Origin of the sequence: Streptomyces sp. CLV115 (genome assembly GCF_038448545.1) — a bacterium.
GTDB lineage: Bacteria > Actinomycetota > Actinomycetes > Streptomycetales > Streptomycetaceae > Streptomyces > Streptomyces sanglieri.
The window spans coordinates 1-12499 of record NZ_JBCEWQ010000210.1 but is presented as its reverse complement, the minus strand read 5'-3'; the positions used below and the strand labels follow the sequence as shown (position 1 = coordinate 12499).

At 70.3% G+C, this 12499-nt stretch carries 12 protein-coding genes, 1 other RNA gene and 1 pseudogene; 2 read left to right on the top strand and 12 right to left on the bottom strand.

What is annotated here, in order from left to right:
- Positions 1-1138: uroporphyrinogen-III synthase (locus AADR41_RS38405; RefSeq protein WP_342286819.1), on the bottom strand; the 1138-nt coding region annotated here is incomplete at its 3' end.
- Positions 1139-1314: 176 nt separating this feature from the next.
- Entirely contained in the window at positions 1315-2325 is a 1011-nt protein-coding gene (locus tag AADR41_RS38400) for a LysR family transcriptional regulator (RefSeq protein ID WP_342286818.1), read from the bottom strand.
- Positions 2326-2407: 82 nt separating this feature from the next.
- Between AADR41_RS38400 and AADR41_RS38395 the strand changes: the two genes are divergently transcribed.
- Positions 2408-3580, top strand: coding sequence for an MFS transporter (locus AADR41_RS38395; protein WP_342286817.1), 1173 nt, complete (start codon positions 2408-2410; stop codon positions 3578-3580).
- A 127-nt stretch (positions 3581-3707) separates the two neighbouring features.
- Here AADR41_RS38395 and AADR41_RS38390 read toward each other — a convergent pair whose 3' ends face one another.
- The 7 genes from AADR41_RS38390 to ftsE all read right to left on the bottom strand — a co-directional run bounded on the left by AADR41_RS38390 (position 3708) and on the right by ftsE (position 9184).
- Positions 3708-4163: a VOC family protein gene (locus AADR41_RS38390; protein WP_342286816.1), complete on the bottom strand. Its 456-nt coding sequence runs from the start codon at positions 4161-4163 to the stop codon at positions 3708-3710.
- A gap of 162 nt (positions 4164-4325) precedes the next feature.
- A complete protein-coding gene (locus AADR41_RS38385; RefSeq protein ID WP_342286814.1) occupies positions 4326-5099 on the bottom strand; it encodes a glycosyltransferase family 2 protein in 774 nt (257 codons plus the stop codon).
- 204 nt (positions 5100-5303) lie between these two features.
- Positions 5304-5673, bottom strand: a transfer-messenger RNA (tmRNA) gene (gene ssrA / locus AADR41_RS38380).
- Positions 5674-5791: 118 nt separating this feature from the next.
- Complete coding sequence (gene smpB, locus AADR41_RS38375) at positions 5792-6280, bottom strand: SsrA-binding protein SmpB (protein WP_124723236.1); 489 nt, start codon at positions 6278-6280, stop codon at positions 5792-5794.
- Positions 6281-6298: 18 nt separating this feature from the next.
- Positions 6299-7486 carry a S41 family peptidase gene (locus tag AADR41_RS38370; protein ID WP_342286811.1) on the bottom strand — a complete coding sequence of 396 codons (1188 nt, stop codon included), beginning with the start codon at positions 7484-7486 and terminating at the stop codon, positions 6299-6301.
- Between the two features lie 67 nt (positions 7487-7553).
- Positions 7554-8471: a permease-like cell division protein FtsX gene (gene ftsX / locus AADR41_RS38365; RefSeq protein WP_342286809.1), complete on the bottom strand. Its 918-nt coding sequence runs from the start codon at positions 8469-8471 to the stop codon at positions 7554-7556.
- A gap of 23 nt (positions 8472-8494) precedes the next feature.
- Positions 8495-9184 (bottom strand): cell division ATP-binding protein FtsE, encoded by a 690-nt coding sequence (gene ftsE, locus AADR41_RS38360; protein ID WP_124723233.1) that lies wholly within the window; start codon positions 9182-9184, stop codon positions 8495-8497.
- Positions 9185-9453: 269 nt separating this feature from the next.
- Here ftsE and AADR41_RS38355 point away from each other — a divergent pair, with 269 nt between their 5' ends.
- On the top strand, positions 9454-9654 hold the full coding sequence (locus AADR41_RS38355) for a hypothetical protein (RefSeq protein ID WP_124723232.1): 201 nt from the start codon (positions 9454-9456) through the stop codon (positions 9652-9654).
- A gap of 128 nt (positions 9655-9782) precedes the next feature.
- Here AADR41_RS38355 and AADR41_RS38350 read toward each other — a convergent pair whose 3' ends face one another.
- The 3 genes and pseudogenes from AADR41_RS38350 to AADR41_RS38340 form a co-directional block, all read right to left on the bottom strand.
- Positions 9783-10694 carry a hypothetical protein gene (locus AADR41_RS38350; RefSeq protein WP_342286807.1) on the bottom strand — a complete coding sequence of 304 codons (912 nt, stop codon included), beginning with the start codon at positions 10692-10694 and terminating at the stop codon, positions 9783-9785.
- Positions 10695-11073: 379 nt separating this feature from the next.
- Positions 11074-12180 (bottom strand): peptide chain release factor 2, encoded by a 1107-nt coding sequence (prfB, locus tag AADR41_RS38345; protein ID WP_342286805.1) that lies wholly within the window; start codon positions 12178-12180, stop codon positions 11074-11076.
- A gap of 127 nt (positions 12181-12307) precedes the next feature.
- Positions 12308-12499, bottom strand: a pseudogene (locus AADR41_RS38340) (serine/threonine protein kinase); the annotation flags it as partial.

The window sequence follows — 12499 nt, the reverse complement described above, 5'->3', positions numbered from 1 at the left end:
CCACCCCGCCGTCCGCCGCCGCCACCGGGTCAAGCGCCAGCCGGTAGCCGCGCTTGACGACCGTCTGGATCAGGCTGGGTGCGCCCAGTGCCGTGCGCAGCCGCGCCACGGCGGTCTCCACCGCGTGCTCGTCCGTGCCGCCACCGGGCAGTGCCCGCAGCAGGTCGGCGCGGGACACCACCCAGCCCGGCTGGCGGGCCAGGACGTGCAGCAGCGCCATCCCGGCGGGCGGCACCGGGCGGGGCCCGCCGTCGACGATCACGGCATGGCCCCGGATCTCGACCTGATGCCCGGCGACCGGCAACGCCGGGGCCCTTGCGGGGAGTTCCCGGCAGATCAGCTGGACGAGCGGGGCGATCCGGAAACGTTCCGGCTGGACGGTGTCGATGCCCCGGGCCTGCAACGGCAGGGCGGTGACCGGTCCGACGCAGGCCACGAGGACGTCTTCGCGCAGCGCGCCCAGGAGCTCCGGAAGCAGCCCGCGTCTCTCGGCCCGGCGGAGCAGTGAGACGGCGGCCGGGGCGCTGGTGAAGGTGAGGGCGTCCAGGCCGCGGGCGAGAGTGGTGTCGAGCAGCCGGTCGAGCGGGGCGATGTCCTCGGGATCCGTCCAGCGGTAGACGGGTACGGGGAGGACCTCGGCGCCGCCGGCGCGCAGCGACTCGATGAAGCCGGGGAGGGGTTCGCCGTGCAGTTGGAGGGCGATGCGGCGGCCCGCCACGCCCTCGTCCAGGAGCCGTTCCAGGACCTCGGCCATGGACTCGGAGACGGGTGACCACGTCTCGGTCAGCCCGGCGGCCCGGACGGCTCCCTTGGCCTTGGGGCCGCGGGCCAGCAGTTCGGCGCCGCCCAGGGCCGCCAGCAGCCGCTCGCCCAGGCCCCAGCCCGTGGCGGCCTCGATCCAGCCGCGGAAGCCGACGGCGGTGGTGGCGACGACCACATCGGGTGCGGAGTCGACGATTCCGCGGGTGGCGGCGAGGAGTTCGCCGTCGTCGGCGAGCGGCACGGTCCGCAGCGCGGGAGCGTGCAGGACCGTGGCGCCGCGTCGTTCCAGCAGCGCGCCGAACTCCTCCGCGCGCCGTGCGGCGGTGACCCCGACGGTGAAACCCGTGAGAGGCCCGTGCTGTTCGTCCTGGTGCATGTGGTCTTCCCGGCTCTCGTCCCGCTGCTGCCCGATGATGCCGAGGGGCGAGCCTGCCAATGATGCGTGACAGGGCTGGTTCACCCGTATTTCCCGCCCGTTACGTCACCCGACACCGGGCGGTCGTACCGGTACCCGGCCCGGCGAAGGTATACCTCGGGGCACACCGCGCCCGCTCAGCCGGATCCCAGCATCAGGGCCGCGTCGGGTCCGGGGAGCCAGCTGTCGCCGGGACGCACCATCCAGCCCTCCTCGGCGCCCAGCCGGGCCGCCGCCTCGCGCAGGGCGTCCAGGCCGGGATGGCGCAGCCCCTTGCGCCAGACCAGCAGCAGCGGCGAGAGCGGCAGGGGCCGGACCAGCGGACGGATCACGGTGCCGGGTATCGGAGGGAAGTCGACCACGGCGAGCACCGGGTTCCGGTCCTTGGCCATGACCCGCTGGAATTCGGCCACGCCTATCGCGAGCGGCACGGGCGGCGCCAGTTCGATGTCCCACTCGGCGAAGAGCAGCCGGGCGAAGTCCGTCCACTCCTTCGTGCGCGGATTTCCGTCGCCCGCGTAGACGGTCTCCCCGGCCAGGTCGCCGAGCGCGACGGTCTCGCGCACGGCGAGCGGGTGGTCGTCGGGGAGCAGCACGGCCATCGGCTCGTACCGCACCGGCTGCACGCCCAGCCGGGCCCGTACGCCGGGGTCGAGTCCGGCGGCGCGGCCGAAGGAGACATCGAGCCGCCCGGCGAGGATCTCGCCCGCCGCCCAGGTCAGGCCGCTCTCGAACCGGGCCATCAGTTCGCAGGCCGGGGCCAGCTCGCGGGCGAGGGCGAGCACCCGGGCGGCCGCCATGCCGTCGGTGTTGAGGTCGACGAAGAGCGGCCGGGCCGCGGGATCGGCGAAGGCGGCGGCAAGCTCGGTGTGCGCGTCCAGCACCCGTCGCGCGTAGGGCAGCAGCCGCTCGCCGTCGGCGGTGAGGGCGACCTGCCGGGTGGTCCGTACGAAGAGTTCCGCGCCCAGTTCGCGCTCCAGCCGGCGGATGTCGCGGCTCAGCGCCTGCTGGGCGATGTAGAGCCGGGCGGCGGCCCGGGTGAAGTGCAGTTCCTCGGCGACCGCGACGAAGGCGCGGAGCAGCCGGGGGTCGGTGTGGGTGTCGGCAAAACGCGTCCGGGCACCCGGATCGTCATCGGAGGAGGCCACACCAGAATTTACAACACAGATGCGTCAATCACTACGGAGTAGGTGTTGGACCCCGGACACCGTGCGCCCCGACGCTTGATCCATGCCGTACGAGAGAACCCCCGCCGACCGCCCCGTACTCGCCCTCTCCGGTGACCGGCTGGTCATCGCCCCGCGCACCGCGCCCGCCCGGCGGGCGTCCACCAACCCGTACCGCAGGCTGCTCGCCACCCCGGGCGCCCGCGCCTTCACCGTGGGCAATCTCATCGCCCGGCTGCCGATGGGGATGTTCAGCGTCAGCGCGGTCATCATGATCGCCGGTTCGCGCGGCTCGTACGCCCTGGCCGGGGCCGTCACCGCGACCGGCCTCGCCGCCACGGCGGTGGTCGCCCCCTGGACGGCCCGGCTCGTCGACCGGTACGGGCAGGCCAGGATCGCGGTGCCCGCCACCGCGATCGCCGCGCTCGGCTCGCTGGCCCTGCTGCTCTGCGTGCACTACGACGCCCCGGCCTGGACCCTCTTCGCCTCCTACGCGGCGACCGCCACCACCCCCAACACGGGCGGGATGTCCCGGGCCCGCTGGGCACATCTGCACCGGGGCGACCCGGCCGCCCTGCACACCGCGAACTCCTTCGAACAGGCCGCCGACGAACTCTGCTTCATGCTCGGCCCGGCGCTGGCCGCGCTGCTGTGCGCGGCGCTCTTCCCGGAGGCCGGAACACTTGTCGGGGCGGTCCTGCTGATGACCGGCGTACTGATCTTCGCCGCCCAGCGCGCCACCGGTGCGGTCTTCGGCGCGATGGAGGTCGTCACGATCGCCCACGCCGGGGGCGCGATCCTGGCACTCCAGGCGGCCGGTTCATGCGTGGCCGGGCTGCTGTACGGCTCGCTCCGCCCGGCCGCGGACATCCGGCGCCGGCTGCTCGGCTGCCTGGCCGGAATGACGGCCCTGATGTCCCTCCCGCTCCTCGCCGCCGCCTCGACCGATTCCCTGCTCGCCCTCGCCGGCGCCCTCCTGCTGGCCGGCGCGGCGACGGCCCCGACCATGGTGACCGGGATGACCCTGGTGCAACGCCTCACCCCGGAGAGCCAGTTGAACGAGGGCATGACGCTGGCCGTGACCGCGCTGCTGGGCGGCATCGCGGCGGGTTCGGCGACCGGGGGCTGGATGGTGGAGCACACGGGACAGGTGGTGGGCTACATCGCGCCGGTCTGCGCGGCGGCCCTGGCGCTGGCCATCACGGCAGCCGGGGTCCGGGCTCCCCGGGTACGGTGACCGGCGCGGAGATCGGCCCCGGTGGTGGGCTGCCGCGAGCGCCATGCGGTCGGGTGCGGGGTCGACCGGCACGGGGCAGTGACCACGAGGTACGGAGAGCCCTGCGCCCGTCACGGGGCGACGGACCTCAGACGATGTCGAATTCGTTGCCCTCGGGGTCCTGCATGGCGACGGCGTAGAACCCCATGTCCGGCTCGTCCTTGATCCGCAGCACGGTGGCACCGGCTCGGGCCAGGCGTTCCACCGTGGCCTTGACCCGCGGTGCGCGGACGTCCAGCGGGACGTCTCCGCCCCCACCGACCTTCAGGTCGAAGTGCCACCGGTTCTTGGCGGCCTTCGGCTCCGGAACCTGCTGGAACCACACCCTCGGTCCACGTCCCGCCGGATCGATGATCGACTCCGGAACATCCCCGGCGCCGGCCGGCAACTCCGCCTCGGGCACCCCCATCGCCGCCCAGTGGGCACGCCACGTGGCATGCCCGCCGGGCGGGGGCTCGGGCACATAGCCCAGGGCCTCTGCCCAGAAAGTCACCATTGCCTGCGGATCGGAACAGTCGATCGTCAGCTGCACTGTCATCTCCATGTCCGGAGCGTCCCAGACGGGTCTGACAGACGGTCCGCTGCGATCCGCACCGAGCAGATCGGGACCGGCCTCAACGCCTTTCACACGGAACCGGTGATCGGTGTCCGGTCACCGATCACCGGCCCGGACCGGACCGGACCGGACCGGACCGGACGAAAGACCCTAGATCCGCGAGTTGCGCAGCGACTGCCAGACCGCACCGGTCAGTGCCCGCGTCGCCCGGGGCACCGACAGGCTCTCCTGCTCGCGGTACAGCGCCCAGTTGTACTGGATGAGCGACAGCTTGTTGGAGGACAGCGAACCTGCCTGGTGGGCCCGGTACACCGCCAACGGCTCGGTCAGGCCCCGGGCGTCAGCGCCGTCACGCATGATCGACAGCCACAGGGCGTAGTCCTGCCTCTTCCGCATCTCCGGCATCAACCGCGTGCCGAGGGCGTTGCGGTCATACATGGCGGTCAGTGCGCCGATGTAGTCCCGGACCAGCATCGCGCGGTAGTCCACGTGCTCTCTCGCCCGGACCACACGACCGTTCGGGATGAAATCGGTGCTTTCACCCTCGTAACCGGCGTCCATCTTGTAGTAGGAGGTGAACGTCAGAGGCGCGTCACCTGCCACAGCGAAATCGATCTGCCGCTCGGTCTTCTCCGGAAGCCACATGTCGTCACTGTCGAGAAAGGCGATGTAGTCGCCCCGGGCCCGCTCGATGGCAAGGTTGCGGGCCCGGCCGGCACCGCCCTGTTCGGGTGCCGATTCCGGCAGGACACGACTGTCCTGCCGGGCGAACTCCATGAGCAGGTCCATGGAGCCGTCGGACGACTTGTCGTCGGTGATCAGCAGCTCCAGGTCGCTGTGGGTCTGCGTGAGCACCGACCGGACAGCAGCACCGAGAGTGGCTGCCGAGTTGTACACGGGCATCACGACGGACACCAGGGGCACAGCGATTCTCCTTGCTCGGCCATGAACGGGGTCGGTCCATTCAAGCACTGCGATCGACCAGGAGCCGCCACGCATGCCGTTCTCCCTGGTCAGGACCATGCGGGGCCGCCCGCAGCGGTCCGCGCCGCCGGGGCACCCGTCCGCAGGGCGTGAAAATGCCTCTGCCCCGCGAAGACGTTCGCAGGGCAGAGGCTCACATGGGAATTGTGGAGATGGCGGGAATCGAACCCGCGTCCAACGGTGCAGAATCAGGGCTTCTCCGTGTGCAGTTCGCTGCGCTTTTCTCAGCCCCGGAAATCACGCGAACAAGTCTCCGACGGGCTCAGTCACTGTTTGATTTCCTTCCAGGCCCCGTGACCGGGTCTAGAAGTTTAGATCCCTTGATGATGCCAGGATCCGGGTCGGGATCACCCCCGGGCTGACACTTCGCAAGTCGCTACTTAGGCAGCGAGGGCGAAGGAATCGCGCTTGGTGTTGGCGATTATTGGTTGCGACATATGGTTTACGAGATCATTGCCGCTTCCTCGACACGCTTCCCCTGCTTCGACATCCGCTGTCGAAACCGATCATCCCCATGTTTTGTTTTCAATGCGTGCACCTGCTGTGAGGTGCAGTGCCATCGTACGTGACCAACACGCGACGATGCCAGCCTATTCCTGCCGCCGCCCGGCGGAGCCGGGCCGGGCACGGTCCTACGCGCTCCGCTGGCGCCTGCGTGCCGCCGAGATCGCGCGGTTGGTCTCCCTCGTGTCCTGCTTCTCGCGGAGGGTCTGGCGCTTGTCGTACTCCTTCTTGCCCTTGGCGAGCGCGATCTCGACCTTGACCCGGCCGTCCTTGAAGTACAGCGCGAGCGGCACGATCGTGTGGCCGGTCTCGCCCGACTTCGACTCCAGCTTGTCGATCTCGGCGCGGTGCATCAGCAGCTTGCGCTTCCGCTTCGCCGAGTGGTTGGTCCAGGTCCCCTGCACGTACTCGGGGACATGGATGTTGTGCAGCCACGCCTCGCCGCGGTCGATCTGGACGAAGCCGTCCACCAGGGAGGCCCGGCCCAGCCGCAGCGACTTGACCTCGGTGCCCATGAGCACGAGGCCGCACTCGTAGGTGTCGAGGATGTGGTAGTCGTGCCGCGCCTTCTTGTTCTGCGCGATGAGCTTGCGCCCCGTGTCCTTTTCCTTAGCCATAGTGCGGCCATTTTCGCACTACGACCCACCCCCGAGGCCACTCAATACTGTTTCGGCCCGCTGCTCGGCCCCGGAACCGACCGCGAGGTCCGGGGTGATGCCGCGTTCGTCGACGCTGCGCCCCGCCGGGGTGCGGTAGTGGCCGACGGTCAGCTCGGCCACCGAGCCGCCCGGAAGCTTGCTCGGCATCTGGACCGAGCCCTTGCCGAAGGTCCGTGAGCCGACGGTGACGGCGCGGCCCCGGTCCTGGAGGGCGCCGGTGAGGAGTTCGGCGGCGCTCATCGTGCCGCCGTCGACCAGGACGACGAGGGGGCGGTCGGTGTCACCGCCCGGCTCCGCGTACAGGGCGCGCTGCTCGCCGTGCACGTCGTACGTGGCGACCAGGCCGCCGTCCAGGAAGGCGGAGGCGGCGGTGACGGCCTCGGTGACCAGGCCGCCGGAGTTGCCGCGGAGGTCGAGCAGCACACCGGCGTCCGACGGGGCGCCCCGGACCGCGTTCCGGACCTTGGCGCCGGAGCCCCTGGTGAACGAGTCGACCTCGATCATCACGGCCCCGGAGGCGGCGGAGCCGGGCGGTCCCAGTCGTCGCACGGTCACGGGCTCGGTGGTGAGTCTGGCCCGGTGCAGTCTCTCGGTCCTTCGGCGGTCGCCGCGCGCGGTGCCCAGGACGACGGTGGAGCCCTCGGCGGCCTCCGTACGGTCCCCGCGCAGCAGAGCGACGACCTCGGCGACGGGGCGCCTGTCGACCCGGTGGCCGTCGATCGTGCGGAGCAGGTCGCCGGGCTCGATGCCGGCCCGGTCCGCGGGGCTGCCGGGCTGCACCCGGGCCACCTCGACCTGCCCGTCGGCGGAGCGCGTCGCGGAGATCCCGACGCCGGTGTACGAGCCGTCCAGGGCCTGCTCGAACTCCTCGTACTGCCGCTCGTCGTACACCGCGCCCCAGCGGTCGCCGCTGCGGCTGACGACCGCCTCGGCCGCCTCCTTGCCGGACTTGCCGTCGGCCACGGCCCGGGCGGCGGCGTCGGCCACCTCGTCGCGGTCGACGGTGGAGGCCACGGAACGGGTCGCGAAGGACTCGGACTTCGCGCTGCCGCGCGGCAGCGAGCCGGTGGCCGCGGCGGTGGCCAGCACACTGGCGAAAACCAATGTCAGAGCCGCCCCGCGGCGCACGCCGCGGGGCCCGAAACACTGCGTGGGGCCCGACATGGCGCCGAGTCTAGGACAACGCCCCCTGGGCGCACGGCCGGTTGGCCGCGCGCCCAGGGGGCGCTTGTCACACCTTGAGGTACTTGCGGAGCGCGAAGAGCGCGGCAACGGCGGGCATCAGCAGGCCGATTACCAGGACCAGGGGCAGCTTGGTGAAGACCGCGTCCCAGCCGATGAAGTCGATCAGATTCAGCTTGCTCTGGAGCGCCAGACCGCCGTCGATCAGGAAGTACCGGCCCGCCAGCAGCATCACGCAGGCCAGGACACCACCGATGAGCCCGGCGAACGCGGCCTCCATGATGAACGGCATCTGGATGTAGAAGCCGGAGGCCCCGACCAGCCGCATGATGCCGGTCTCGCGCCGTCGGCTGAACGCGGACACCCGGACGGTGTTCACGATCAGCATCAGTGCGATCACCAGCATCAGCGCCATCACGAAGAGGGCGGCCACATTCATGCCGTTCATCAACTGGAAGAGGTTGTCCAGGATGCTTCTCTGGTCCTGGACGGACTGCACCCCGTCACGGCCGGCGAAGGCGGTGGCGACCACCTTGTACTTCTTCGGGTCGTGGAGCTTGACCCGGAACGACTCCTGCATCTGGTCCGGCGTGATGTTGCTCGCCATGGGCGAGTCGCCGAACTGGTCCTGGTAGTGCTTGTACGCCTGGTCGGCGGACTCGTACGTGACCGTGTCGACGACGTCCATCTTGCCGAGGTCGCCCTCGATCTGCTTCTTCTGCTCCGCCGTGACAGCGCCCTTGGCGCACTTGGGCGTCGAGGTCACATCGTTCTTGCTGCACAGGAAGATCGAGACGTTGACCTTGTCGTACCAGTAGTCCTTCATCGTGCTGACCTGCTCGCGCATGAGCAGCGCGCCGCCGAACAGGGCGAGCGAGAGGGCGACGGAGACGACGACGGCGAAGGTCATCGTGAGATTGCGACGGAGGCCGACGCCGATCTCCGACAGGACGAACTGGGCGCGCATGGCGTCCTTTCAGTGCTCGATGCTCAGTGCTGGTAGCCGTAGACGCCGCGGGCCTGGTCGCGTACGAGACGGCCCTGCTCCAGCTCGATCACGCGCTTGCGCATCTGGTCGACGATGTTCTGGTCGTGGGTCGCCATGATCACGGTGGTGCCGGTCCGGTTGATCCGGTCCAGCAGCTTCATGATGCCGACGGAGGTCTGCGGGTCGAGGTTGCCGGTCGGCTCGTCCGCGATCAGCAGCATGGGACGGTTCACGAACGCTCGCGCGATCGCCACGCGCTGCTGCTCACCACCGGAGAGCTCACCGGGCATCCGGTCCTCCTTGCCACCGAGACCGACCAGGTCGAGAACCTGGGGCACCGCCTTGCGGATCTCGCCGCGCGGCTTTCCGATGACCTCCTGCGCGAACGCCACGTTCTCCGCAACGGTCTTGTTGGGCAGGAGCCTGAAGTCCTGGAACACGGTGCCCAGCTGGCGGCGCATGTGCGGCACCTTCCAGTTGGACAGGCGCGCGAGGTCCTTGCCCAGGACGTGGACCATGCCCTGGCTGGCGCGCTCCTCACGGAGGATGAGTCGCATGAAGGTGGACTTGCCGGAGCCGGATGAGCCCACCAGGAAGACGAACTCGCCCTTCTCGATATCGAGAGACACATCCCGTAGAGCGGGACGGCTCTGCTTCGGGTAGGTCTTGGAGACGTTGTCGAATCGGATCACGGATGCACCACGGTCGGCCGGGAGTAGGTGTGCGTGACCATACGCGACCCGGACTGAGGCGTGCAGGCGCGCGTCCGGGGATGGGCGATTTATGGCGGAACGGTACCGGCCGGACGCGGGTCCGAAGCGCGACGGATCGGGTGATGTCCGGCGGGCCGCGCCGAAATCCGCGCGAGCTGGCACAGTGGTAGGGGGAACGGTTGCGTTTCCATGAGCGTTGTGCGGAGAGAAGGCGTATGCGGCTCCGCCGCGCGGGAGGAGGAAAGCGCATGACCTATGACCGACTGGTGTGCGCGAACTGCGCGGCGCCCGTCAACGAGGGCCGTTGCCCCGTGTGCCGGGCGAGCCGTGCGCGGCTGCAGCAGGAACAGGAGCAGGGAATGTTCGCCGGGCTGAACCCGGTGATGCTGGTGGCCCTGCTGGTGGTGTTGCTGGGCGCGCTGGCGCTGCTGGCGCACCAGAGCGTGTAGCCGCGCGGGCGGGTAGCCGCGTGCTCCGCCCGGTCGCCCGCAGGCGTCGGGACGTGTACGTGGAGGGGCCCGGGATGCCGATCGGCGTCCCGGGCCCCTCTGTGTCCCTCTGTTACCGCAGGTGACCCTTAGGCGACCGTGCGACCGTTCATCAGGCGCGGCATGATCCGGAAGCCGATGCCTCCGGCGATCATCGTCGCGGCGCCGACCAGCAGGAACGTGGTCTCGGCCGCACCGGTCTCGGCGAGCTCGTCCTTGCCCTTGCCCTGCTCGACCGGCTGGTTGCCGGCGGAGTCGGGAGTGGTGTTGTCCGCGCAGTTCGCGCCGTCGAGGTCGACGGTGCAGTTGCTGTCGTCGCCACCACCGGTGGTCGAACCGGCGGAGGCGTTGCCGGAGGTGCCGGACGAACCGTTGCCTCCGTTGCCGTTGCCGCCGTTGTCGCCGTTGCCGCCGGACTGGTGGCCACCGTTGCCGTTGCCACCGTTGCCGTTGCCACCGTTGCCGTTGTTGCCGCCGTTGTTGCCGGCGCCACCCTGGTCGCCCGCGCCACCCTGGTCACCGGCACCACCCTGGTCACCAGCGCCACCCTGGTCGCCCGCGCCACCCTGGTCACCGGCACCACCCTGGTCGCCCGCGCCACCCTGGTCACCGGCACCACCCTGGTCGCCCGCGCCACCCTGGTCACCGGCACCACCCTGGTCGCCCGCGCCACCCTGGTCACCGGCACCACCCTGGTCACCCGCGCCACCCTGGTCGCCCGCGCCACCCTGGTCACCCGCGCCACCCTGGTCGCCACCCTCAGTGGTGCCGCCATTGTCGACACCGCCCGGGTCGCCGCCCTGGGAATCGCCCGACGGCCCGTCCAGGCCGGCGTCGATGCCCAGGCCGGTGTCATCGACGTGCGCGTTGGCCGACAGCCCGGCAACGTTGACATCGACACCGACGGCCGAAGCCACACCGGCGGCGGTGAGCGAGGCGCCCGCGGCGATTACCGCACCTGCGGCGATCCGCGCGACGCGGACTCGCGTCTTCTTCGTCATGTGCTGCTACCCCCAGTAGCTGTTCTCGTCAGTGGAGCAGCCATATGCGGGCCCCGGCTCTGCGGGGTTCGCTCCGAACAGCGCCACATGGAGCCGTGGTCATGCCGCCCGCCCCCGTTCACACCCGTCCCAGACATACGCATGCTGCTCTAGCACCCTGTCCACAGTTAAGGACTACGTCAAGGCCGTTCCGTGCAATATGAACCGGTATGAAGGGAGTTGGCCTCCATTCGGAGTCCCGACTGTGACGCACTCACCACAGCACCCGCGCAACCCGGAACTCCAACTCCCCTTCGGGAGCTGCCCCGTGCGGCCGACGAAAACGGCGGTGCCGGAGACCCCGCGGGGTTTCCGGCACCGCCGTGAACGCTTGCTGTTCCTACTTCTCCCGCTGCTTGCGCCAGCGGATGCCCGCCTCCAGGAAGCCGTCGATCTCGCCGTTGAAGACCGCTTCCGGGTTGCCCATCTCGAACTCCGTACGCAGGTCCTTGACCATCTGGTACGGGTGCAGGACGTACGACCGCATCTGGTTGCCCCAGGAGTTGCCGCCGTCGCCCTTGAGGGCGTCCATCTTGGCCTGCTCCTCCTGGCGTCGGCGTTCGAGGAGCTTCGCCTGGAGGACGTTCATCGCGGATGCCTTGTTCTGGATCTGCGAGCGCTCGTTCTGGCAGGAGACCACGATGCCGGTCGGGAGGTGGGTCAGACGGACCGCGGAGTCCGTGGTGTTGACGCCCTGGCCGCCGGGGCCCGACGAGCGGTACACGTCCACGCGCAGCTCGGACTCGTCGATCTCGATGTGGTCGGTCTGCTCGACGACCGGCAGCACCTCGACGCCCGCGAAGGACGTCTGGCGGCGGCCCTGGTTGTCGAAGGGCGAGATCCGGACGAGCCGGTGGGTGCCCTGCTCGACGGAGAGCGTGCCGTAGGCGTACGGCACCTGGACGGCGAAGGTGGTCGACTTGATGCCGGCCTCCTCCGCGTACGACGTCTCGTAGACCTCGGTCTTGTAGCCGTGCCGCTCGGCCCAGCGGATGTACATGCGCTGGAGCTTCTCGGCGAAGTCGGCCGCGTCCACGCCACCGGCCTCGGCACGGATGTTGACCAGGGCCTCGCGGGAGTCGTACTCGCCGGAGAGGAGCGTACGGACCTCCATCTCGTCCAGCGCCTTGCGGACCGACTCCAGCTCGGACTCGGCCTCGGCCAGGGCGTCGGCGTCGCCCTCGTCCTGGGCGAGCTCGAAGAGCACTTCGAGATCGTCGATCCGGCCGCGGAGGGCCTCGGTCCTGCGGACCTCGGCCTGGAGGTGCGAAAGCTTGCTGGTGATCTTCTGCGCCGCCTCGGGGTCGTCCCAGAGGGAAGGCGCGGCCGCCTGCTCCTCGAGCGCGGCGATGTCCGCCCTCAGCGCATCCAGGTCCAGGACGGCCTCGATCGACCCCATGGTCGAGGAGAGGGACTTCAGCTCTTCGGAAATATCGACGACTGCCACGGGTCCAGCGTAACGGCTGTCGGCACGGACGTTCCTCGGGCCGCGTGATCAGGACCCCGCGGCCCGGTCCCGGGCGCCTTCGCGGGTCGCTCCGGGGCCGCCGGGAACGGCCCGCGAGGCCCCCGGGTCAGGGCGTGCCCGGTGCCGAGGTCCCCGTCTCCTGCTCGGGTGCGGCCGCGTCGTCGTCGCTCAGTGCCAGCCAGCCGCCCACACCCAGCGCGGCGAGCAGCACCAGGGCCGCGGCGCCCAGGGTGAGGCGGCGCTTGCGGACGGCGGCGGACTTGTTGAGGGCCGAGCCGGGGCGGGGCGTGCCCGGGGA